The sequence below is a fragment of the Pseudomonas sp. 29 genome, assembly GCF_002754355.1.
GTDB classification, from domain to species: Bacteria; Pseudomonadota; Gammaproteobacteria; order Pseudomonadales; family Pseudomonadaceae; genus Aquipseudomonas; species Aquipseudomonas neuropathica.
In genome coordinates this window covers 665511-690104 of the sequence record NZ_PEEY01000001.1, presented here as the reverse complement: position 1 = coordinate 690104, position 24594 = coordinate 665511, and the positions used below count along the sequence as shown (strand labels likewise).

The window sequence follows — 24594 nt, the reverse complement described above, 5'->3', positions numbered from 1 at the left end:
ATTCAGAACTGATAACCGACGCCGGCGTAGTAACCCCAGCCGTTGGAACGTGCGCGGAAATTGCCGTCGCCAAAATTCAGCTCGCTGCCGTCTTCCCAGTTGCCGCCGTTGTGGAAATAACGGCCGACCAGGGTGAAGCGCAAGTGAGTGAACGAGTAGAGCAAGACGTTGGTCGCCACTGTTGCGTTGGCCGTGCGCGCAGGGTTGTCCTTGTGGATGTCCGAGCCGAAATCGAAGTTGGTGAAACCAATGTAGGTCAGCGACGCGCCGTTGCTGAATTTGTCGATCGGCACGATGTACTTCAGTTGCGCGCGATAGCCGTCCCACGAGTATTCGTTGCTCGCGCCGTAGTTTTCCCACTGATAGCGACCGTACAGGTTGGCCGACAGATTGACCCGCGAATGGGTGTCGATGTCGGTGCCGAAACCGCTGTAGAGGGTGTTGGCGCGGTTCTCTTTGCGGCTGCCGTGGTCATAGATCCAGTCGAACGCCACATACCATTCCTTGAACGGGCCGATGGCCAGGCTGCGGCCGGCGAGGTAGTCGATGGAAATGCGCGGTTCGTGCTCCATAAACACCGGCGAGCCGTGATCCCACACGCCTTTGTCGTGGCTATTGCCAATGTTGAAGATCTTCGGAATGTCGACGTAGCCGTATAACTCGAACGGGCCTTTGCGGCCGAAGTACTCGTATTCCAGATAGATGTCATCAGCCGGTTGCGGGCCGAAGCTGATGTCCTTGCTGCCGATCAGCATCAGATCCTGGTTGTACCAGTCCGACAGGTACGCGCCTTTTTTCGGCGGGCTGGCTTCGGGGCTGAGGGCTTCGCCCTGGGCGGATTCTTCCTTGGCGACCGGTTGCGCCAGAGCGCTGGGGCTGAGAAGTCCGGTAACGCCGGTCAGTAGCAGGGAAACAGCGAGCGTGCACGGGAAAGGTGCGCGAAAAGGGCATGCGATGGGCATTCAAAGTCCTTTTTTGCGGATCAGGGCCCGGATTCCGTGGGCTTGTACGGTTTTGTTACGAAAACGCTGGAATTGCCATTGCGCAAACGTTTGCACAAGACGTACCAAAATCTTCAACAAGCTGAAAAATAGATCGTTTTGCTGCATTTCCTGCTTGATCGGTCAGACGCGGTTTTGCGCACCCTGCAGGTCCTTGTGGGAGCGAGCTTGCTCGCGAAGGCGGGGGGGCGGAAAAGTATCCGCAAGCTGACACGACGCCTTCGCGAGCAAGCTCGCTCCCACAGTTTTGAATCTCGTCGAGGCTAATAGCTGCGTGGTTGAAACGCTGATTCCAGAGACCTCTAGCACCAAAGTATTAATGCCATTTAACCAATGCCCCATCGCAGGGCGTGGACTAGCGTGTGTCAGGAATAGAACGGTTTTGTAATGACCGGCGCAGTCTTGATTCGCGTGTCGAATAAGCCCGCTGCTTGTGCACGCCGCTCAAGGAAGAAATTGGCCACGACAAGGAGTAGCCCGTGGAAGCAAGGTTTGGTGTCGCCCTCGTTTCGCGCTTTTCCCCTCTTTCCCTTGCTGTGCACCTGAGCGTCGCCGGGCTGTTGTTCGGCGGGGTCAGCGCACCTGCGCTGGCCACGTGCTCCACGGCAGGTTCCACCGTGACCTGCACCGGCGTGCCGAGTCTGCCGCTGTTTCTCAATAACTTTTCCAGTGCCACCAGCGGTTTGACGGTCAACGTCAACAGCGGCGCGCAGATGAACGCGACCCTCGGCGGCCATGTGATGGACCTGACCGGGGTGAACATCTCCCTGAACAACTCCGGCACCCTCGACCCGGCGCTACTGGGCCTGGTCTCGGTGTTGAGTGGCGGCGCATTCATTGGCACCGGTGCGACCAGTACGGTCAGTGTGCTCAACAATGCCAGCGGGATCATTCGCGGCACGGGTATGTTGCTCGGGCTCAACCTGACCAGCATCGACGGCCTGGCCCTTTCGGTTAACAACGCGGCAACCGGCACCACCAGCATCACCAACAACGGCACCATCACCTCGACCGGACTCTCGATCGGCGGCATCACCTTGGCGGATACCCCGGTGGTCGGCGTCTACGGCGGTTCGCAGGTCAACATGACCAACAGCAGCGCCGGTGTGATCAACGGCCGGATCGCGTTCGAAACGTCGGCGGCGGGCAATACCTTCACCAACGCCGGTGCGATTACCGGTGGTGTGTCGATGGGCGCGGCGAGCACCAACACTTTCACGGCGGTGACCGGCTCCAGCGTCAACGTCGGTGACGGTGTACAGATCAGCGTCGGCCTCGGCGGTTTGATCGGCATCAACCTGACCTTCGCCCCGACCGGTACGGTGGATGGCGGTGCGGGCGGCACCAACAGCCTGATCCTGCAAAACCCGGCCGGCGTCGGCGGCGGTATCACCGGGACTGGCACAGCATCGAGCGCCACCTACATCAACTTCAACAACCTGACCCTCAACAGCGGCACCTGGACCTTGCAGGGGCCATTGGTCAGTGGCGCGACCACGCTCAACGGCGGTATCGCGAATTTCAACAACAACGCCACCTTCGGCAGCGGCGTAATCACCTCCAACGGCGGGACTCTGCAGGCCAGCAATGCCGGGTTGAACATCAGCAATCTGATTTCCCTCGGCGCGGGTGGCGTGACCGTGCAAGGCACTAACGCGACCACCCTGAGCGGGGTGATTTCCGGCAGCGGCGGTTTCACCAAGGCCGGTACCGGCCAGCTTAATCTCAGCGCCGCCAACACCTACCTGGGCAACACCACGCTCAATGGCGGCACCGTCCAGTTGGGCAACAACCTGGCGCTGAGCACCGGCACCCTCAACGTCACCGGCGCGACAACATTGAGCGCACCGGGCACGATCAGCCTGGCCAACGCCATCAGCCTCGGCGGCACCTTGACGGCCGGCGGCACTGGTGCGCTGACCCTCGGCGGTTTGATCAGCGGCAGCAGTGGTCTGACCAAAACCGGCAGCGGCAGCCTGACCGTCAGTGGTGCCAATAGCGGGTTCACCGGCACCACCACCCTCAGCGCCGGTAGCCTGTTGGTGACCAACAATGATTCGCTGGGCAGTGGCGCGCTGAATACCGCCGCCGGTACCAGTCTGGACAGCACCGCCAACGTCACTCTGGCCAACAACATCTCGATGACTGGCGCGCTCAACGTGCTCGGCAGCAATGCCCTGACACTCGGCGGCGTGTTGTCTGGCACTGGCGGGATTACCAAATCCGGCAGCGCCGGCCTGACCTTGAGCGGCAACAACACCAACAGCGGCAACACGCTGCTCAATGCCGGCAGCCTGTTCGTTGGCAGCAACAGCGCGCTGGGGACTGGCGCACTGAATGCGGCGGCGGGTACCACGCTGGATGCGACTGCCGCAGTGACATTGGCCAACGCCGTTGCGCTGGCGGGCGGGGTGACCATCGGCGGCACTCAGGCATTGGGCCTGAGCGGCGTTGTCAGCGGCGTCGGCAGTTTGATCAAGAATGGCACGGCCGATCTGACCCTCAGCGGCAACAACACCTTCTCCGGCGGCACTGCGCTTAATGCCGGCACGCTGATTGTCGGTTCCAATACGGCGCTGGGTACCGGTGCCCTGACCACAGCGGCAGGCACCAAACTCGACGCCAGCACCACGGCCGCGTTGACCAATGCGGTGACCCTTGGCGGTGATCTGGAAGTGCGTGGCAGCGCTGACCTGACCCTCGGTGGTGTAATCAGCGGCAGTGGCGGGTTGACCAAGCGCGGTTTTGCCAACCTGACTCTCAACGGTGCCAACACTTATCTCGGCGGTACCACGCTGGCCGCCGGCACGCTCACTGTGGGCAACGCGGCCGCGTTGGGCAGTGGTGCATTGAACGTCATCGATGTCTCAGCGCTGGACAGCAACACCGCTGTCAACCTGAGCAACAACATCAACCTCAACAGCAGTACCCTGAGCCTCGGCGGCAGCAGCGGTCTGACCCTCTCCGGAGTCATCAACGGCGCCGGTCAACTGGTCAAGAGCGGCGCCGCCAACCTGACCCTCGATGGGGTAAACACGTTCGCTGGCGGGACCACGTTGAACGCCGGTAGCTTGACTGTCGGTAACGCTGCGGCGCTGGGCACTGGCGCACTGACTGTCGCCGGGGCCAGTACCCTCAACAGCAGCACGGCGGTGACCCTGAACAACGCAATCACCCTCAACGCCAACCTCACCGCCGGCGGCGCCAATGCGCTGACCCTTGGCGGGGTGATCAGTGGCGGCAGTGGTTTAATCAAGACCGGCGCATCCAGCCTGACCCTCAACGGTAACAACACCTACACCGGCACCACCGCCCTGAACGCCGGTTCGCTGATTGTCGGCTCCAATACCGCCCTCGGCACTGGCACACTTAACGCCTCGAACGGCACCACTCTGGATGCCAGCACTGCGGCAACGCTGGCAAACAACGTTAACCTCGGCGGCACTCTGACCCTGGGTAGCTCCAATGCGCTGACCCTCGGCGGCGTGGTCGCGGGTATCGGTGGACTGACCAAGAACGGCGCTGCCGATCTGACCCTCAACGGCGCCAACACTTATTTTGGCAACACCGTGTTGAATACCGGCAAACTGACCGTCGGCAGCAACACCGCGCTGGGTTCCGGTACGTTGAACGCGGCGGCCAACACCACGCTGGACGCCAACACGGCGGTCAGCCTGAACAATGCCGTGGCACTCGCCGGTGCCTTGAATATCGGCGGTACGGCGGATATGACCCTGACCGGTCTGGTCAGCGGCGCCGGCAGTCTGGTGAAAGACGGCGCGGCCAATCTGATTCTCAACGCCGCCAACAACTACGCCGGCGGCACCACGCTGAACGCCGGTACGTTGACCGTCGGCAACAGTTCGGCGCTCGGTTCCGGTGCGCTGACCGTCGCTGGCGCCGCAACGCTGGACAGCAACTCGCCGCTGGTCAGCCTCAACAACGCCTTCGCCCTGAATGCCGCGCTGACCGTGGGCGGTACGCAGAACCTGACCCTCGGCGGCGTCACCAGCGGCACTGGCCAGTTGATCAAGGACGGCGCGGCCAATCTCACCCTCAATGGCAACAACACCTTCAGCGGCGGCACCACGCTCAACGCCGGTACGCTGACATTGGGCAATGCCAACGGCCTGGGCAGCGGTGCATTGGTCGTCGGCGGCGCGGCGACGCTGGATAACAGCGCCTCGTTCGGCATTGGCAACGCGATCACTTTGAACGCCGGGCTGACGGTTGCCGGCAACAACGATTTGAGCCTGAACGGCATCATCGACGGCGCCGGCAGCCTGACCAAAAACGGCCTGTCGGATCTGACCCTCGCCGGCAACAACACTTTTACCGGCGCGCTGAATATCGTCTCGGGCAGCGTCACCACGCTCAATACCAACGCGTTGGGTAACACCTCCGGGGTCAACATCAGTGCCGGTGCCGGGCTGAATCTGGGCAGTGACGCCAGCCTCGGCGCGCTGACCGGCAGCGGCAGTGTGCAACTGACCGGCAGCAACACCCTGACCGTCGGCAGCGGCAACGTCACCAGTACGTTCGACGGTGATCTCAGCGGCAGCGGCGGCTTGGTCAAAGTCGGCACTGGCACGCTGAACCTCACAGGGATCAACGGCATCACCGGCAACACCGCGATCAATGGCGGCATCGTCGATCTCAGCGGTTCGCTGGGCAGTGCACAGGTCAACGTCAACACTGGCGGTACCCTCACCGGCACCGGTTCGGCGCTTGGTAGCGTCAACGTCAACAGCGGCGGCCATCTGGCGTTGTCGTCGGGCAATCAACTGTCCGCCGGTGCGCTGACCCTCGCTGCCGGCAGCAATGTCGATGTGGCGTTGGGCACGCCGTCGACCACTTCACTGATGAACGTCGGTGGCAACCTCACCCTCGACGGCAATCTCAACGTCACCGATGCCGGCGGTTTTGGCGTTGGTGTGTATCGCCTGTTCAACTACACCGGTGCCCTGACCAACCTCGGTCTGGACGTCGCCAGCGTGCCGGTCGGCTACGGCCTCGGCGATCTGCTGGTGCAAACCGGGGTGGCCAATCAGATCAACATTCAAGTCTCGGCGCCGAACAGCAACATCCGTTACTGGGACGGCAGCCAGACCATTGCCAACGGCGTGGTCGATGGCGGTAGCGGTACGTGGAATGCGGTCGGGACCAACTGGACCGATGCCAACGGCCTGGTCAACCAGCCGTGGGCCGGCGACTTCGCGGTGTTCCAGGGCAGCGCCGGCACTGTGACGGTGAACGGCACGCAAGCGTTCACCGGCATGCAATTCCTCACCGATGGCTACAACGTGGTTAACGGTGCGGCGGGGCAACTCACGGCGGTCAACGGCACCGGCGGCACCACTTCGTTGCGCGTCGATCCGGGCGTGACGGCGACCATCAATGCCAATATCGATGGCAGCGGCATCCTCAATAAACTCGATGCAGGCACCTTGGTGCTCGGTGGTGCCAACACTTATACCGGCGGCACGCAACTGGACGGCGGCAAGATCATCGTCGGCAGCAACACCGCGCTCGGCACCGGCACGCTGACGGCGAATGCCGGTACGCAATTGGACAGCAACGCGGCGGTGACACTGGCCAACGCGGCGACGCTCAACGGTAACCTCACCGTGGTCGGCAGCAATGCGTTGACCCTCAACGGCGTGATTGGCGGCACCGGTGGCTTGATCAAAACCGGCACGGCCAATCTGACCCTCGGCGGCAATAACGCTTTCCTCGGCCCGGTGGCGCTGAATGCCGGCGGACTGATTCTGGCGTCGAACTCAGCGCTCGGCTCCGGCACGTTGAACGCGGCGGGCGGTACGACGCTGGATGCCAGCACGGCGGTTTCGGTAAACAACGCGGTCAACCTGGCCGGCAATCTCGGCATCGGCGGCACGGCGGATCTGACCTTGGCCGGTACGCTCAACGGCGCCGGCAGCCTGAGCAAAAACGGCGCGGCCAACCTGACCCTCAGCGGCAACAACAACTTCCTCGGCGGCACCACTTTGAACGCGGGCACCTTGACCGCCGGCAGTAACTCAGCGCTGGGTCTGGGCAATCTCACCGTAGCCGGCGCCTCGGCGTTGGACAGCAACAGCGCGCTGAGCCTGGGCAACAACGTCGTGCTCAACGCCAATCTGAGCAACACCGGCAGCAACAACCTGACCGTCGCAGGTGTGGTCAGCGGTGCGGGTGGCTTGATCAAGGACGGCGCGTCGAATCTGACACTCAACGGCATCAACACCTTCACCGGCGGTACCACGCTGAATGCCGGCACGTTGACCCTTGGTACGGGCGCGTCGCTGGGCAGTGGCGCGCTGACCGTGGCGGGTGCTTCGACCCTCGACAATTCCGCGCCACTGGTGCTGGCCAACAACCTCAACGTCAATGCCAATCTGGCCTTGGCCGGTAACAACAACCTGACCCTTGGCGGTGTGATTGCCGGTGCCGGTACGCTGAGCAAAAACGGTCTGGCCGACGTGACATTGAGCGGCAGCAACACTTTCAGCGGCACGTTCGATGTGCTCGCTGGCAGCCTGACCACGCTCAGTGGCGGGGCGCTGGGCAACAACGCCACGGTCAATCTCGCTAGCGGCGCAGCGCTCAATCTCGGTGCTTCGGGCAGCCTCGCGAGCCTCACCGGCAGCGGCACTGCGCTGGTCGGCACTGGCAATACGCTGAGCCTCGGTGGCAACAACGTCAGCAGCACGTTTGCCGGCATACTCAGCGGTGATGGCGGGCTGAGCAAACTCGGCACGGGCACCCTGACCCTCAGCGGCATCAGCGACATGACCGGTGACACCAGCGTCAACGCCGGCACCTTGCAGGTCAACGGCTCGCTGGCCAGCGGCAACGTGCTGGTCAACAACGGTGGCACCCTCGGTGGCAGCGGCACCTTGACCGGTGCCGTGACGGTGGCTGATGGCGGTCATCTGGCTGGCGTCACTGGCAGTACGCTGAACGTCAGTTCGCTGGTGTTCAACGGCAACTCAAACTTCGACGTCGGACTTGGCACACCGGTGTCCGGTGGCGGCAATGCGCTGGTCAATGTCGGCGGCAACCTGACCCTCGACGGCACCCTCAATGTCAGCGACATCGGCGGTTTTGGCAGCGGCGTGTATCGCCTGATCGACTACACCGGCGGCCTGACTGACAACGGCATGCTCTTCGGCACGTTGCCGGGTAGCGTCAGCCCGGGCGATCTGCAACTGCAAACCGCGCTGGCCAATCAGATCAACCTGCTGGTCACCGCACCGGGCGTCACCGTGCAGTTCTGGGACGGCAATCAGCTTGTGGCCAATGGTTCGGTAGAGGGCGGCAGCGGCACTTGGGGCACTGGCACCACCAACTGGACCGACGTCAACGGCACCACCAACCAAGCGTGGGGCAACAGCTTCGCGGTGTTCCAGGGCGCGGCCGGCACGGTGACCGTCAACGGCGCGCAAACCATCACTGGCATGCAGTTCGTCACTGACGGCTACAGCTTGGTGAATGGCACGGCGGGCTCGCTGAATCTGGTCAACGGTTCGCTGGGCAATGCCACGGTGCGGGTTGACCCGAATGCCACGGCAACCATCGGTGTCGCGCTCAATGGCAGCGGCACGCTGGGCAAATACGACAGCGGTACGCTGGTGCTCAACGCGGCCAACGGCTACACCGGCGGCACGGCGCTCAATGGCGGCAAGATTGTCGTTGGCAACAACGCGGCGCTCGGCACTGGTGTATTGACCGCCGCCGATGGCACCGCGCTGGACAGCAACGCGGCCGTCAGCCTGGGCAACGATGTTGTGCTCAACGGTGGCTTGAATGTCGCAGGTTCCAACGCTTTGACCCTCGACGGCGTGGTCAGCGGCAGCGGCAGCCTGATCAAGGCCGGCGCATCGAGCCTGACCCTCAACGGCAGCAACACTTACAGCGGCGGCACTCAGCTCACCGGCGGCACGCTGGTTCTTGGCAACAACAGTGCGATCAGCAGCGCTGCGCTTAACGTGACCGGTGACGGCACGCTCGACAGCACCTCGGCGCTGCAACTGGCCAATGCCATCAACCTTGGCGCGCAACTGACCCTCGCCGGTAATCAGTACACCACATTGATCGGTGCGGTGACCGGCACCGGCAGTCTGCTGAAAAACGGTAGCGGCGATCTCGTCCTCAGTGGTGCCAATACCTACAGCGGTGGCACCACGCTGAACGGCGGCACGACGCGCGGTGACACCAGCAGCCTGCAAGGTGCGATCGTCAACAACGCAACGCTGACCTTCGAGCAAAACGCCGACGGCAGCTACACCGGTAACCTCACCGGTGCCGGCACGCTGAACAAAACCGGGGCTGGAGAGTTGCTGCTGACTGGCAACAACACCTTCACTGGCAACACCTCGGTGCAGGCTGGCAACCTGATCGTCAACGGCGTGCTCAACAGCGCCAATGTCGACGTTGCCAGCGGTGCGGGCATCGGCGGCGGTGGCCAGTTTGGGGGTGCCGTGCAACTGGCCAGCGGCGCGACGCTGCTGGGTGGCGGTACGGCAACGCCATTGTCAGTCGGTTCGCTGGCACTGTCGTCGGGGACCAATCTGGATTTCAGTTTCGGCTCGGCGGCCAGTTCGACCACCGTGGTCAATGTCGCCGGCAATCTGACCCTCGACGGTACGTTGAACATCAGCAACGCCGGCGGTTTCGGCACTGGGGTTTATCAACTGTTCAGCTACGGCGGCAGCCTGACCGACAACGGTCTGGTGTATGGCAGCCTGCCGGTGTCGGCGGCCAATCTGACCCTGCAAACCGCGATTGCCAATCAGATCAACCTGCTGGTGCAAGGCACCCCGGGTGAGGTGCAGTTCTGGAACGGTGGCACCACCAATCCGGACGGCAGCATCGGTGGCGGCAGCGGTGTTTGGGGGCCGGGCACCAACTGGACCGATCCGAGCGGTACTCAGGCGCTGGCTTCAAATGGTCAGTTCGCGGTGTTCGGCGGTCAGGCAGGTACGGTTACCGTGCAGGGCAATCAGAACTTCACTGGCCTGCAATTCCTCGCCGGCGGCTACAGCCTGACGCCGGGTGCCGGTGGCTCACTGACCCCGGTCAACGGTGCGGACGGCAGCCTCGCGCCAGTGCGGGTCAATGCCGGAGGGAGCGCGGAAATCTCCGCGCCGCTGGTGGGCACGGGCGGTATCGAGAAACTTGATTCCGGCACGCTGGTATTGAGCGGCGCCAACACCTACAGCGGTGGCACCACCGTCAGCGGCGGTACGCTGGTCGGTAACACCACCAGCCTGCAAGGCAATATCCTCAACAACGCTTCGCTGTTTTTCGTGCAGAACTTCAACGGTCAGTTCAATGGATCGTTGCGCGGACTGGGCGCGATGCTTAAACGCGGTACCGGCACCTTGCTGTTGACCGGTGATCAGCCATTCAGCGGCACGGTCGCAGTCGATCAAGGCGTGCTGCAAGTCGGCAGCCGTGCGGCGCGGGCGTCGCTGGGCGGGCAAGTCACCGTGGCCAACGGCGCAGGGCTGAGCGGTAATGGCAGCGTCGGCTCGGTGGTCAACCATGGCGTTGTCGCCTCGGGCTCCGAAGCAGGAACGCTGAGCGTGGCCGGTAACCTGACCAATGCGAGCGACGGGGTGCTGGCGCTGACCGTCAGTTCGCCAACCGCGACACCGTTGGCCGTCGGTGGCACTGCGACGTTGGGCGGCGCTTTGCAAGTCAACTCGCTGGCACCGTTCACCGGCAACACCACGTATTCGCTGATCACGGCGGGCGGTGGCGTGAATGGCACCTTCAGCGCTGCGGACCTGCCGCAATACGCGTTCCTCAACACAGCACTGGTGTATGACGCCAACGCGGTGAACCTGATGGTCAGCCGCAATGGCAATTCGTTCGCCGATGTCGCCGCCACTGGTAACCAGTTCCGGACTGCTACTGCGCTGTCGAACAACGGCCCGGCCGGTGCGGCGTTGCAGAACGAGATCGTCAACCTCAGTGTTGCCGGTGCGCGCAATGCCTTCGACAGTCTGTCCGGTGAGATCCACGCCAGCACCGCCAGCGCCATCCTCGAGGATTCGCGCTATGTGCGTGACGCGGTCAACGATCGCATGCGCCAACCGTCATGCAGCGCGGCGGATGATCCACGCCGTGCCTTGGCGCCAAGTGACAACCAACTGAGCAGCAACGGTTGCCACGGCGAAATGGTTGGCTGGGCGCGGGCCCTCGGCGCGTGGGGTGAGTCGGATGGCGACAGCAATGCGGCGAAACTCGATCGTAACCTCAGCGGCTTCATGCTCGGCACCGACAAGCAACTCGATGACCAGTGGCGCGTGGGCATGGCCGCCGGTTACACCCGCAGCGACCTTGATGCCCATGATCGTCGCTCGGACGCCACCGTCGAAAGCTACCATCTGGCCGCGTACCTCAACTCGCAGTTCGATGCCCTGGCCGTGCGCCTCGGCGCGGCTTACAGCTGGCACGACATCGAGACCAAACGCAACGTCAGCGTCGGCAGCTACAACGACCGCTTGAAAGCCAACTACGACGCGCGCAGTGCGCAGGTGTTCGGTGAAGTCGGTTACACGATTGACGCCGGCGGCATTGCCCTTGAGCCGTTCGCCGGTCTGGCCTACGTCAACTACGACAGCGACAAAGCCAAGGAAAAAGGCGGAGCAGGGCGCCTGGAGGCCGATGCCGATCAGGACATCACCTTCTCGACCCTCGGCGTGCGCGCCGGCAAAGTCATCACCCTGGCCAACGGCGGGCAATTCACCCCGCGCGCGGCGCTCGGCTGGCGCCATGCGTTTGGTGACACCAAGCCTGACGCTGATCTGACCTTCATCGACGGCGGCGCCTCGTTCAGCACCCAAGGCGTGCCGATCGCCAAGGACAGCGCCATCGTCGAAGCGGGGGTCGACTTCCAGATCAGCCCGACCGGCAAACTCGGGGTCGGCTACTCCGGCCAACTGTCGAACGACAGCAACGACCATGCGATGACCATCAGCTTCAGCCTGGGCTTCTGATTTAGGGTCGAAGCACTTTTAGCCGCCCGCGAGGGCGGTTTTTTTTGCCTTGTCTCAAGCTGCTCGTTCCCACGCTCTGCGTGGGAATGCCTCTAGGGACGCTCCGCGTTCCGGCTCCGGAAGGGACGCGGAGCGTCCCGGGCTGCATTCCCACGCGGAGCGTGGGAACGATCGGATAGACCCGGCGTGCTCTGCTAGAATCGGCCCCATCAACAGCCTGAGACTCCCCCATGAGCGAGCCGATTCGTCTGACCCAATACAGCCACGGCGCCGGTTGCGGCTGCAAGATTTCCCCACAGGTACTGGAAGTGATTCTGGCCGGCAGCGGTGCCCAGAACCTTGATCCGAAACTGTGGGTCGGCAATGCCTCGCGCGATGATGCGGCGGTTTACGAAATTGATGCCGAGCGCGGTGTGGTCTCGACCACCGACTTTTTCATGCCGATTGTCGACGATCCGTTCGACTTCGGCCGGATTGCCGCGACCAACGCGATCAGTGACATCTACGCGATGGGCGGTGATCCGCTGATGGCCATCGCGATTCTCGGCTGGCCGGTCAATGTGCTGGCGCCGGAAGTGGCGCGTGAAGTGATTCGCGGCGGCCGTGCCGTGTGCGACGCGGCGGGCATTCCACTGGCAGGCGGGCATTCGATCGATGCGCCAGAGCCGATCTTCGGCCTCGCTGTCACCGGTCTGGTCGAGAAGCGCCACATGAAGCGCAACGACACCGCCACCGCCGGTTGCCTGTTGTACCTGACCAAACCGCTGGGCATCGGCATCCTCACCACCGCCGAGAAGAAGGGTAAATTGCGCGCCGCCGACGTCGGCGTGGCCCGCGACTGGATGTGCACCCTGAACAAACCCGGCAGTCGCTTCGGCAAACTCGCCGGCGTTACAGCGATGACCGACGTTACCGGTTTCGGCCTGCTCGGGCATCTGGTGGAAATGGCCGATGGCAGCCAGCTCACCGCGCGCATCGCCTATGACCGTGTGCCACGTCTGGACAGCGTCGAGTATTACCTCGATCAAGGTTGTGTCCCCGGCGGTACGCTGCGCAACTTCGACAGCTATGCGAGTAAGGTGGGCCGCGTGCAGGAACTGCACAAACGCGTGCTCTGCGACCCGCAAACCAGTGGCGGTCTGCTGATCGCGGTGACGCCGCAAGGCAATGAAGAATTCCTCGCTGTTGCCGCCGAATTGGGTCTGAACCTTGCGCCAATCGGCGAACTGGTTGAGCGACAGACGAACGCAGTCGAGGTGATTTGATGCTCCGCGACTGCACTGACTACCGAGACATTTTCCTCAACGATCGGCCGCTGATGGATGCCCGTGCGCCGGTCGAGTTTCACAAGGGCGCGTTCCCCGGCGTGATCAACCTGCCGCTGATGAATGATGTCGAACGGCAGAAGATCGGTACCTGCTACAAGCAACACGGCCAGCAGGCCGCCATCGAGCTGGGCCATCAACTGGTTTCGGGCGCGGTGAAGGCCGAGCGTATCGAGGCTTGGGCCGATTTTGCCCGCGCCCATCCTGACGGTTATCTGTATTGCTTTCGTGGCGGCCTGCGCTCGCAGATCACCCAGCAATGGCTGCGTGACGAGGCTGGCATCGACTATCCGCGCATCGGCGGTGGTTACAAAGCGATGCGCAACTTCCTCATCGACACCCTTGAACAGGCCATCGCGCAATGTGATTTCGTCCTGCTCGGTGGCATGACCGGCACTGGCAAGACCGAAGTGCTGGTGCAGTTGCGCAATGGCCTGGACCTGGAAGGGCACGCCAATCATCGTGGCTCAAGCTTCGGCAAACGCGCCACCGGACAGCCGTCGAACATCGATTTTGAAAACCGCCTGGCCATCGACATTCTCAAGAAACGCGACGCGGGGTTTGCGCAGTTCGTGCTGGAGGACGAGAGCCGGGTGGTCGGCAGTTGCGCCTTGCCGCTGCCGCTGTATCAGGGCATGCAGCAGTACCCGATGGTCTGGCTGGAAGACAGTTTTGACGATCGCGTGGAGCGGATTCTGCGTGATTACGTGGTGGATCTGTCAGCGGAATTTACGGCTGTGCACGGTGAAGAGGGCTTCACGTTGTTCTCTGAACGCTTGCTGGAAAGCCTCAACAATGTGCAAAAACGCCTCGGTGGCGAGCGTCATCGGCGAATGCTGCTGTTGATGGAAGAGGCGTTGATCGAGCAGGGGCGGAGTGGGGCGGTGGACTTGCATCGCGGCTGGATAGAAGGGTTGCTGCGTGAGTATTACGACCCGATGTATGTGTTTCAGCGCGAGAAGAAGGGCGGGCGGATCGAGTTTGCCGGGGAGCGCGGGGCGGTGCTTGATTATCTGCGTGAGCGGGTCAGCCAGAAAGTTTGAGGTTGTCGCGGCTGGCCCCTTCGCGAGCAGGCTCGCTCCCACAGGGGATTTGTATTTCACGCCGATCCAATGTGGGAGCGAGCTTGCTCGCGAAGGGGCCGGGCCAGGCCACACAACACTCAGGTCGGGCAGGTTTCCTTGCCATGATCCAGCCCCTGCTTGTAGCTGTGGCTCTGCAGACTGGCCTTGCCGTTGTGCCAGGTCAGGGTCAGCACATACAGCGAGTCAAAGTCGTTGCCCGCCCAGTCATCAGTGATGTTCTGTTTCTCGCCGACCGCTTTGCCGGCGACCTTGTTGATCAGCTCCGGCAGATAGCCGTGGGACCAGGCGGTGTAGATCGTCGAGTTGTGATACTTGTCTTCCAGCAGTTCGCGGGCCAGATCGCTGGTGTCGTTGGCCGAGAACTCAATATTCACCGGCAGGCCGAGCTTGATCGCGGCGGGGCTGATGGTCATCAGCGGGCGAATGTAGCTGTAGGAATTATCCAGCTCACCTTCCTCGACATTGCGCGTCGGGTTGGCGGCAAACACGTAATCGGCCTTGCCGAATTTCTCCGGCAGCAGCGTCGACAGGTCGATGGCGCGGTTCAGGCCCTGACAGTTGAGCTGGCCGAGGCCACCTTCGGGTTTCTCCGCATGGCGCAGGAACACCAGCGTCTGGGTACCGTCCACCGGTTGCGCGCGGCTTTCGCTGGACTCCAGCGACAGGAACAGCGCACTGACGGCCAGCAGGGAAGGCAGGGCCACATATGCGCGGTGTTTGAAACGTTTGGCGAATCGCATAAGGATCGTCATGAAATAAAAGGTTCTTCAGCAAATTCGGTTAAGGCTGACAAACCTTTACACCGCGGGCTCCCAGCGCCGGGTGTTTTCCCTGTCGTGAACGGCTTCCTCTGCAACAAAGCCATAGCTCAGAGTCCCTTGGGGCCGATTTGGTTCGATCCGTACGAGTGCGCGGCACTTTAGCGGCAAACTTCAACGGCTTGGGCACAGGTTAGCGACAGGATGTTACGGTTCGACGCAGCAGACGTTTTTTTGCGCCGGCTCCACGAGAATGCACAAAACTCCCTTTTATGTGCGATATCCATGTACCGCACCCGATGCTGCTCAGTCGATTGCAATGGCGCCTGTGTGATAGACGACTATCGCGACGTCTGCCTGGTTTTTCATTGGGCAGCACTCTTAAAAAAAGGATTTTTATGGGCATTGTTCGCAAAACCGCTACTTACTCGCTGTCCAGCCCTGGACTGGCAGACGCAAACCCGTCTCGTAAAAGAAGCAACGGTGTGCTCGCCGACGACGGGCCGGTGAAGAATTCGCGGCTTGATGAGCCGCAAACGCAGGTGGCGGCTGCCAATCAACCTGAAATGTCGACTACACCTTTCACGGTCTCAGCATTGCCGTCTGCCGGGGCTTTACCTATTCGTCCTGTGGTCGGATCACTTGAACACTATCGCTTGAAATCACCGGCCAGCTTGCCTACGGCCGATGCCCAGGGCTTGAGGATCTTCAACGGGCGCCAATACGTCGATATTGCTCACGACGAGATCGTTCAGGTTCGGCAAACAGCAGCAACCGGCGAGTATCGGGCGACATTGGCATCCGAATTGGCAGCTTCCGGGCCGGCGCTGATCTTTGATCCGCAAAACAGGCTGTGGAAGCTCGCCGCTGCTCAGCCTTCCTCTGACTTAGCCAACGTGATTGATATCGATATTGATGAGCTGATTCGCGGCATCAGAAATGAATCGACCGCAAAAAAACGGATTCATGATGGCAGCGAAGACATGATCGAGCGTGACACGTTGATCGGTGCCACCCTGGTTGCGCGTGGGTTGAAGCAGTTCAAGCCAAAACAGGCAGCACTCATTCGTTCGGAGTTGCGGGCGATCGAAACGGTTTTCTCTGATGCCAATTACGCCATAAGTCAAAATCTGCACGAAGCCGATGCGGTTTACACAAGCTTCTTTGGCGCTGACCATCGAGTCGTTGCAGGGCAATTCGCTGAGTCAGTCTCGCGAGGCCTGGCGCTGTCCAGGGAGTATCAGGGCGTGTGGGGGGAGGAAAAATTTATCGGCGTTGATGTCGATAATGACGCCGCCGCATGGATGTACAAAAGAGATTTTCATGGCCGGTTCTTCATCAACCGGAAGTACATGCGACGTGGAATTTTGAGTATGTCGCTGGGCCATGAAATGTTGCACACCAACAGAGTCGACCGGTTCCAGGCCATCGGGCCCAATGCCGCGGATTTCTTCTATCTGAGCAACCATCTGCAAGGTCTGTTGAGCCCGGATTTGCCAAGCATTTATGACGTGCCGGAGCGCGGTGTTTCCGAAGCGATCATGCGTGGTGGATTGACGGTCGATTACTTGAAGGCCTTCGGGGACGATCACGATAGCTTTTTGTTCGGCGTCAGTGACTACCTGGGCGTCGACGACGATCTGGATCTTCATACGGCGGTTGAACTGTTCAATGCCAATTCGCAAATGCGCGCGCACATGGCCGCGAACAATGCTGACAGCGTTGTTTACGCGGCGAAAAGCCTGCAGACGTTGCAGCGCAACAAAATTGAATATGCGTGGCTTGACAGCCTTATCGAGGATTGATGTGGGCGAGCACTGGCCAAAAGATCACAGGCTGCGGCGGCTCTGAATTATGATCTGGCTTTAATTTGTGACTGGATGCTTCCCATGACCGATCTGTCCGCGTTCCCGATCACCCAGAAATGGCCGGCGCAGTACCCTGACTGGATTCAGCTCTATTCCTTGCCGACGCCCAATGGTGTCAAAGTCTCGATCATGCTCGAAGAGATCGGCCTGCCGTACGAGCCGCACAAGGTCGCTTTCGACAGTAATGATCAATTGTCTGCCGAGTTCCTCTCGCTGAACCCGAACAACAAGATCCCGGCGATCCTGGATCCGCATGGCCCCGAAGATCAGCCACTGGCGCTGTTCGAATCCGGTGCGATCCTGATTTATCTGGCCGACAAAAGCGGCCAGTTGCTCGCGCAGGAAGGTGCGCAGCGCTACGAAACCATCCAGTGGCTGATGTTCCAGATGGGCGGCATCGGTCCGATGTTCGGCCAGCTCGGTTTCTTCAACAAATTCGCTGGCAAGGATTACGAGGACAAGCGCCCGCGTGATCGTTACGTCGATGAAAGCAAACGTCTGCTCAAGGTGCTCGACGGCCGGCTCGAGGGCCGTGACTGGATCATGGGCGAGCGCTATACCATCGCTGATATCGCTACGTTTCCGTGGGTGCGTAACTTGATCGGGTTTTATGAAGCGGGTGATCTGGTCGGCATCCAGAACTTCCCGAATGTCACCCGCGTACTCGAGCGATTCCTCGCCCGCCCAGCGGTCATTCGCGGCCTGACCATCCCCTCGTAATCTCAGGGCTATACACATAACCCTGTGGGAGCGAGCTTGCTCGCGAAGGCGTCGTGTCAGCCAGCATTGCTATTGCTGATACACCAACTTCGCGAGCAAGCTCGCTCCCACAGGGGATTTGTTGTGCCACAGGGATTATTACACCCCCGGTAATGCACTCTTGATTGATCCAGGTTTGTACCGCGCGCCCCGCAAGGCATAAGCTTCGCCCCCTACGACTTTCGTCTCATCTGCCGTTTTCAGGAAAGGCCCCCATGTCCAGTCAGTTCCCCGAAGCACGTCCCCGCCGTCTGCGCCGCAATGCGAGCCTGCGCAGCCTGTTCCAGGAAACCGAGTTCAGCCTGAATGATCTGGTGCTGCCGATTTTTGTCGAGGAAGAAATCGATGACTTCGTGCCGATCAAGAGCATGCCCGGGGTGATGCGCATTCCCGAGCGCAAACTGGCCAGCGAAATCGAGCGTTATGCCCGTGCTGGCGTCAAGTCGGTGATGACCTTCGGCGTGTCGCATCATCTGGACAGCAACGGCAGCGACACCTGGCGCGAAGACGGTCTGGTCTCGCGCATGTCGCGCATCGCCAAGGACGCTGTGCCGGAGATGATCGTGATGTCCGACACCTGCTTCTGCGAATACACCGATCACGGCCACTGCGGCGTGATGCACAACCATGAAGTCGACAACGACCAGACCCTGATCAACCTCGGCAAACAAGCTGTAGCCGCTGCTCGCGCCGGTGCCGACGTGATCGCGCCGTCGGCGGCGATGGATGGTCAGGTGCGGGCGATTCGTCAGGCACTCGACGCGGCCGGGTTCACCCAGATTCCGATCATGGCTTACTCGACCAAGTTCGCCTCGGCACTCTACGGCCCGTTCCGCGAGGCCGGTGGCAGTGCGCTGAAAGGCGACCGCAAAAGCTATCAGATGAACCCGATGAACCGCCGCGAAGCCCTGCGCGAATCGCTGCTCGACGAGCAGGAAGGCGCCGATGCGCTGATGGTCAAACCGGCCGGCGCTTACCTCGACATCATCCGCGACATTCGTGAAGCCTCGAACCTGCCGCTGGCGGCGTATCAGGTCAGTGGCGAGTACGCGATGATCAAGTTCGGCGCGCAGGCCGGGGCAATTGATGAGGATCGCGTGGTGCGAGAGAGTCTGGGCGCGATCAAGCGTGCGGGTGCTGATTTGATCTTTACTTACTTTGCGATGGATCTGGCATTGGCCGGGATCTAAGTAACAACGCAAATCCAAACTGTAGGAGTGAGCCTGCTCGCGATAGCGTCGTGCCAACCGACATCAATGTTGACTGATACGACGCTATCGCGAGCAGGCTCACTCCTACAGGGTTTTGTGGTGTGTCAGGGGCAGTTGAAGTAGGGCCGGATGCCGTGATCGCGGAAGTAGCGTTCAATCACTTTCGGGTCCGCGCTGCTTTCGGCAATCGCCACATAAGTATCCGGGCGCAGCAGATAAAAACCGTTGCGCCCTAATCCTGCCGCTTCAAACGCCGGGCGCCAGTCGAACACATGCAGCGGTAAATGGTGTTCATTGCACCAGGCGATCATTTCGTCGCTGGTGTCGCCGTACACATGGACCTGCCAGCACGGTTGCCTTAGCGGTTCGTAATTATCCCCCTCACCATCATGCGCCCACGGCAAGCGATCGCCGCCATGCACATGGCCGGCCGCGCCCTGGCTCAGCGGCATGCCGCGATAGTTGAGGGTGACTTGTGACACGGTGCGAAAAAGGAACTCGCGACTGGCCTCGAACGAAGCCATTTTCGGGATCAGAAACGGTGCCACACGCATGCGCAGCAGATCGGCCATGCGTCCCTCGGCGGTGACAAAACTGAAGACTTTGTCGGTGGTCGACACCAGTCGGCGGGCGAAGGCAATGCGTTCGGTTTCGTAGCTGTTGAGCAGGTTTGGTTCGGCGGCACCGCTGAGCACGGCGGCGAGTTTCCACGCCAGATTGATCGCGTCGCCAATGCCGGTGTTCATGCCCTGACCGCCCGCCGGGCTATGCACATGCGCGGCATCGCCGAGCAGAAACGCACGACCGCTGCGAAAATGCTCGGCCACGCGGTGATGCACGCGGTAGGTCGAGAACCAGTGCACGTCTTCGATATGCACTTTCAGGTGTTCGATGGCACGGCTGCTGACGTCGGAGAATTCCAGGCTTTCGGCGCGATCCGCGCGCTCATCACGCACCGTGCCGATCAGCCGCGCGCGGCCTTCGCCGGCCAGGGGAAACACGGCGAGGAAGTCCGCCTCATCCAGATCCAGGTGCAACTCGCCGTTCATCGCCGGGCCGCTGGCCTTGACGTCGGCGACGTAGAAAATCTGCTGATAGGTGCCGCCGGGAAAACCGGTGTCGAGGGTTTTGCGCACCACTGAGCGGGCGCCATCACATCCCGCCAGATAACAGGCCTGGCAGATTTCCTGCTCGCCATCGGGCAGGCGCAAGTGCGCGGTGAGGCCGTCGCCGGTTTCCTCGAAGCTTTCCAGCGTCGTGTCGCGTTCGACCGTGACGCCGTAATCTTCGAGGCGTTCGATCAGCAGCCGTTCGTGCTCATCCTGCGGGAAGATTTCGACGAATGCGTAGGGCGTCAGGCCTTCGCCGATGCGATTGAGCGGCAACTGCGCGATCGGTTTGCCGTTGACCCAGAAATTCGCCGCCGCCACCCGATGGCCGTTGCGCACCACGGTGTCGGCGAGGTCCAGTTGCCGGTACAACTCGAGGGTGCGCGCCTGCACCGCCAGCGCTCGCGACGTGGTACCGGGCGCGGAGGCCTTGTCGATGATCCGCACGCGCACGCCCAGTTTGCTCAGCCACAGGGCCAGCACCAGCCCGGTCGGGCCGGCGCCGATGATCAGAACGTCGCTGCGGTTCATGGGCCTGTCCTCCGTTTGCTGTGCAGCAAGTATGGATCAGAAGGAGAGGCTGGCCAGTTGATCGGCCAGACGGGGATGTTTTGATGGTGTTCGGCTGGGGGGCTGTTGTGTGACGTAAATACGGGCCCCTCACCCCAGCCCTCTCCCGAGGGAGAGGGAGCCGATTTGGGGGCCGTTCAAAACCTGAGTTCAATTCGATTGCACATGTCGGCTTAACTCGAAAGAACACCCCTGTCAGTCCCCTCTCCTTTAAAAAGCGAGGGGGGAAGGGAGCCGATTTGGGTGCCTTTCAAAACCTGAGTTCGACTTGGTGGCACACGTCGGCGTAGCTGAAAAGCCCCTCACCCTAGCCCTCTCCCTCTGGGAGAGGGCTAGGGTGAGGGGCTTTTCAGCTTTAAAAATCAATGGTGCCGGACAACTTGGCAACCCGCGGCTCACCCTGAGTCAGATACCCACCCTGAGCCGATTCCCAGTACTTCTTGTTCGCCAGATTCTCCACACCCAGACGCAACGTCACGTCCTTCTCCGACATCTTGAACGCATAACGCGCCCCCGCATCGAAGCGGTTCCAGGTCGGCAGGCTCAGATTGTTCGCCGCATCCGCGTATTGACCGCCAGTGCGCAGCATCCGCGCATTCAGCGCTACACCTTGCAGACCCGGCACGTCCCAATCCGCACCAGCGTTGAACTGGAAGGTCGGCACACCGATCGCACGGTTGCCGTCGTTGGCGCCGTTGAGGGTGTTCTTCAGTTCGGTGTCCATCAGGGTCAGACCGCTGATCAGACGCAGGCCCTGGATCGGCTCGCCGAACACGTTCATTTCCACGCCTTTGTTGATCTGCTCGCCTTCACGCACGTAGGTGCAGGTGGTGGCGCTGTCGATTTCGCAGTAACCATCGCTCGGCTGTTCGATGCGATAGACACCCAGGCTGGCGCCGTAAGTGCCCATGTCGACTTTCACCCCGACTTCGGTCTGCTTGGAACGCGCCGGTGCGTAGACTTCGTTGCCGTTGGTCACGCGAAAGCCGCCGGTGCTGGTCGGCGAGGTTGGGCCCTGGGCCAGGCCTTCGATGTGGTTGGCGTAGAACGACACGTGTTCCCACGGCTTGAACACCACACCGTAGACCGGTGTGGTAATCGATTCGTCGTAGCTCGACTTGCGGCCGCCGCTGCCCCAACTGGCGTAGTTGTAGCCTTGCACCACCAGTTGCTGGCGACGCAGGCCGGCGGTGACCAGCAGGCGATCATCGAAGAAACCGAGGGTGTCGGAGAGTGCGATGCTGCGGTTGAAGGTCTTGCCGACGATGCCCGGATCATTCAAGTCGCCGCCGGCAAAATTGCCCACTGGCGACGGCGTCTGTACCGGGTGGTAGATGTTGTTGGCGTACTTGGTCAGGTCGAAATCATAGGCGCTGCGTTGTTCGGCCCAGATTCCGGTCAGGCCGAAGTTGAGCTTGTGGCTGACCGCGCCAGTGTTGAATTTACCGTTGAGGCCGGCCATGACGCTGGTGTTGTCTTCATCGTGCGGAATGAACGAGCCAGTGGTGAACGAAGCGCCGTTGTTGCCGACCAGGGTGGTCGAGTTGTAGCGCCCGACTTCGCGGGTGTGCTTGGCGCCGCCGGCCGCGTAGGCGGTCCAGTTGTCATTCAGGTCGTATTCGGCGCGGAGCATGCCGAAGGTGTCTTCGATGTCGGTGTAACCCCACTTCGGCGCGTAGTTGGTGTCGGCCGACGGCGCATCCGGAATGTGCGTGGCAGTGCCGAGGTTGACCGAGTTGCGGCCACCGTTGACGCGTTCTTTTTGATACGCGAAATCGCCGGAAATGCGCAGGGCATCACCGCGATAATCGAGGCCGATGGCGAACAGTTTCGAGCGCTGGTTTTCGTGATCGATGCCGGTGTCGCCTTCGCGCTGGGACAGGTTAATCCGTGCACCGAAGCGGTTGTCTTCACCGAAGCGCTGGCCAATGTCGAAGTGATGACCGATACGGCCTTCGCTGTTGATGTCGGTGGTGTAACGACGCAGCGGCACATCGCCGGCGCGTTTCGGTTGCAGGTTGACGCCGCCGCCGATGCCGGAACCGGTCGGCGTTACGCCATTGATAAAGGCGTTCGGGCCTTTGAACACTTCCACGCGCTCCAGCGCGTCGGTGGAAATGATCTGCCGTGGCAGAACACCGTAGAGGCCGTTATAGGAAATGTCGTCGCCGGTCAGCGGCAGGCCGCGGATCATGAAAATCTGCGCCTGGTTAGAGAAACCGGAGGCCTGACGCACCGACGAATCGTTGAGCAATACGTCGGCGACGTCTTCGGCCTGCTGATCCTGAATCAATTGTTCGGTGTAGGAGGCGGCGCTGAACGGCACGTCCATCATGTCCTGATTGCCCAGCACGCCGAGCTGGCCGCCACGGGCGACCTGGCCACCCGCGTAAACCGGGGGCAGGGCGTTAGGCGTCGGGGCTTGGGCATTGACGTTGACGTCGTCCAGCACCAGCGCCTTGTTATCGCCGTCTGCGGCGTGAGCGGTGACAGTCAGGGAGCACAGCAGGGCGAGAAGCGTCGGGCGAAACGGGACGGCGAGTCGAGCTGGAACGGGCATTTAGGGACCTGGAGGCGCACGGCCGGTGAGAAAAATAAGGGCGGCGCGGGAACTCCTTGCGCAAATGCGACTCCAGGTGCAAATGATAGGTTTTCTCAGTAGCGACTTGCAATCAGTTTGTCATCACCCCTTCAATACCCGCATTCCTGTGTAGGAGCCTGCGGCAGCTCCTACACGGATTGTGTATGGTGGTTTGGGCTTAACGGACTGGATAAAGCTTCATGCACAACTTTCAATTACCGATCACCCTCGCCGCACTACTGGTGCTCGCCGGTTGCGCCGGGCAACGCAGCCAGGAACCGGTGCCCCGTGCGCCTGCTGAAGTGAAGGCCGAGATCGTGCGGCTGATGCCGGCCAAGACTGCCGATCGGCAAGGCTGGGCCACCGATATCTACGCTGCATTTGCCGCGCAGAACATCAGCCCGACCACGCAAAACCTCTGTTCTGTGCTGGCCGTCGCCGAACAGGAATCTACCTTTCAGGCCGACCCCACGGTGCCCGGCCTAGGCAAGATCGCCCGCGACGAAATCGACCGTCGCGCCGCTAAAGTGCACATCCCCAGCCTGTTGGTCAGCGGCGCGTTGCAAGTGCGCTCAACTAACGGCAAGACCTACAGCGAACGCTTGAATGCGGCGCGCAGTGAGAAAGAACTCAGTGGTATTTTCGACGACTTCATCGGCCGGGTGCCGATGGGGCGCACGCTGTTCGGTGGCTTCAACCCGGTGCACACCGGCGGGCCGATGCAGGTCAGCATCGAATTTGCCGAACAGCACGCCAAGGATTATCCGTATCCGGTTGACGGCACGATCCGCCGTGAAGTGTTCAGCCGCCGTGGTGGCATGTATTTCGGCATCGCACATTTGCTCGGTTATCCGGTGAGTTATCGCGAGCCGCTGTATCGGTTTGCCGATTTCAACGCCGGTTGGTACGCCAGTCGCAATGCCGCGTTTCAGAATGCGGTGAGCCGCGCTTCGGGCATCCCGCTGGCGCTCGATGGCGACCTGATCCGCTACGACTCGATCATGCCCGGCGGCACGGAACTGGCGGTGCGCACCCTCGGCAAGTCGCTGGGCATGCGCAACCCGACGATTCGCGACCAATTGGAGAAGGGCAAAACCCTGGAATTCGAAGAGACCAAGCTCTATCAGCGAGTGTTCGAACTGGCGGAGCAAGCGGAGGGGAAAAAGCTGCCGCGCGCGGTGTTGCCGGGGATCGTGCTGCAGAGCCCGAAGATCACCCGCAAACTCACCACAGCGTGGTTCGCCAAGCGCGTGGACGAGCGCTACAAGCGCTGCATGGCCAAGGCCGGATAAATCAGGCAGACATAAAAAACCCGGCCAAG

Annotated in this window: 11 protein-coding genes; 7 read left to right on the top strand and 4 right to left on the bottom strand. The window is 61.4% G+C overall.

The genetic code is table 11. The features are described 5' to 3' along the window. Nucleotides 1-2 precede the first annotated feature (2 nt). Nucleotides 3-962 (bottom strand): nucleoside-specific channel-forming protein Tsx, encoded by a 960-nt coding sequence (locus CLU80_RS03160; RefSeq protein ID WP_093433884.1) that lies wholly within the window; start codon nucleotides 960-962, stop codon nucleotides 3-5. 518 nt (nucleotides 963-1480) lie between these two features. Here CLU80_RS03160 and CLU80_RS03155 point away from each other — a divergent pair. From CLU80_RS03155 to mnmH, 3 genes are all read left to right on the top strand, one after another. Further along, on the top strand, nucleotides 1481-12007 hold the full coding sequence (locus CLU80_RS03155) for an autotransporter-associated beta strand repeat-containing protein (RefSeq protein ID WP_099756734.1): 10527 nt from the start codon (nucleotides 1481-1483) through the stop codon (nucleotides 12005-12007). A gap of 230 nt (nucleotides 12008-12237) precedes the next feature. Then, nucleotides 12238-13272 (top strand): selenide, water dikinase SelD, encoded by a 1035-nt coding sequence (selD, locus tag CLU80_RS03145; RefSeq protein WP_093433889.1) that lies wholly within the window; start codon nucleotides 12238-12240, stop codon nucleotides 13270-13272. After that, the gene (mnmH, locus tag CLU80_RS03140; protein WP_099756732.1) at nucleotides 13272-14375 is read left to right on the top strand and encodes a tRNA 2-selenouridine(34) synthase MnmH; all 1104 of its coding nucleotides are present in this window, start codon (nucleotides 13272-13274) and stop codon (nucleotides 14373-14375) included. Before selD ends, mnmH begins: the two co-directional genes overlap by 1 nt. 119 nt (nucleotides 14376-14494) lie before the next feature. Here mnmH and CLU80_RS03130 read toward each other — a convergent pair whose 3' ends face one another. Then, entirely contained in the window at nucleotides 14495-15169 is a 675-nt protein-coding gene (locus CLU80_RS03130) for a histidine phosphatase family protein (protein ID WP_099756731.1), read from the bottom strand. Between the two features lie 404 nt (nucleotides 15170-15573). On the opposite strand from CLU80_RS03130, the gene CLU80_RS03125 reads away from it, so the two are divergent. From CLU80_RS03125 to hemB, 3 genes are all read left to right on the top strand, one after another. Continuing rightward, nucleotides 15574-16980: a hypothetical protein gene (locus CLU80_RS03125; protein ID WP_286079694.1), complete on the top strand. Its 1407-nt coding sequence runs from the start codon at nucleotides 15574-15576 to the stop codon at nucleotides 16978-16980. Nucleotides 16981-17064: 84 nt separating this feature from the next. Further along, entirely contained in the window at nucleotides 17065-17763 is a 699-nt protein-coding gene (locus CLU80_RS03120) for a glutathione binding-like protein (RefSeq protein WP_099756730.1), read from the top strand. Nucleotides 17764-18017: 254 nt separating this feature from the next. After that, on the top strand, nucleotides 18018-18992 hold the full coding sequence (gene hemB / locus CLU80_RS03115) for a porphobilinogen synthase (protein ID WP_034154617.1): 975 nt from the start codon (nucleotides 18018-18020) through the stop codon (nucleotides 18990-18992). Nucleotides 18993-19117: 125 nt separating this feature from the next. Here hemB and CLU80_RS03105 read toward each other — a convergent pair whose 3' ends face one another. Then, entirely contained in the window at nucleotides 19118-20653 is a 1536-nt protein-coding gene (locus CLU80_RS03105) for an FAD-dependent oxidoreductase (RefSeq protein WP_099756729.1), read from the bottom strand. A gap of 394 nt (nucleotides 20654-21047) precedes the next feature. Further along, entirely contained in the window at nucleotides 21048-23252 is a 2205-nt protein-coding gene (locus CLU80_RS03100) for a TonB-dependent receptor (protein ID WP_099756728.1), read from the bottom strand. 221 nt (nucleotides 23253-23473) lie between these two features. On the opposite strand from CLU80_RS03100, the gene CLU80_RS03095 reads away from it, so the two are divergent. Continuing rightward, nucleotides 23474-24565 (top strand): DUF1615 domain-containing protein, encoded by a 1092-nt coding sequence (locus CLU80_RS03095; RefSeq protein WP_099756727.1) that lies wholly within the window; start codon nucleotides 23474-23476, stop codon nucleotides 24563-24565. Nucleotides 24566-24594 lie beyond the last annotated feature (29 nt).

Excerpts from the sequence above, each read along its gene's own strand:
- CLU80_RS03160 (WP_093433884.1), bottom strand. The coding sequence starts at position 962 with ATGCCCATCGCATGCCCTTTTCGCGCACCTTTCCCGTGCACGCTCGCT.
- selD (WP_093433889.1), top strand. The coding sequence starts at position 12,238 with ATGAGCGAGCCGATTCGTCTGACCCAATACAGCCACGGCGCCGGTTGC.
- mnmH (WP_099756732.1), top strand. The coding sequence starts at position 13,272 with ATGCTCCGCGACTGCACTGACTACCGAGACATTTTCCTCAACGATCGG.
- CLU80_RS03130 (WP_099756731.1), bottom strand. The coding sequence starts at position 15,169 with ATGACGATCCTTATGCGATTCGCCAAACGTTTCAAACACCGCGCATAT.
- CLU80_RS03125 (WP_286079694.1), top strand. The coding sequence starts at position 15,574 with ATGGGCATTGTTCGCAAAACCGCTACTTACTCGCTGTCCAGCCCTGGA.
- CLU80_RS03120 (WP_099756730.1), top strand. The coding sequence starts at position 17,065 with ATGACCGATCTGTCCGCGTTCCCGATCACCCAGAAATGGCCGGCGCAG.
- hemB (WP_034154617.1), top strand. The coding sequence starts at position 18,018 with ATGTCCAGTCAGTTCCCCGAAGCACGTCCCCGCCGTCTGCGCCGCAAT.
- CLU80_RS03105 (WP_099756729.1), bottom strand. The coding sequence starts at position 20,653 with ATGAACCGCAGCGACGTTCTGATCATCGGCGCCGGCCCGACCGGGCTG.
- CLU80_RS03100 (WP_099756728.1), bottom strand. The coding sequence starts at position 23,252 with ATGCCCGTTCCAGCTCGACTCGCCGTCCCGTTTCGCCCGACGCTTCTC.
- CLU80_RS03095 (WP_099756727.1), top strand. The coding sequence starts at position 23,474 with ATGCACAACTTTCAATTACCGATCACCCTCGCCGCACTACTGGTGCTC.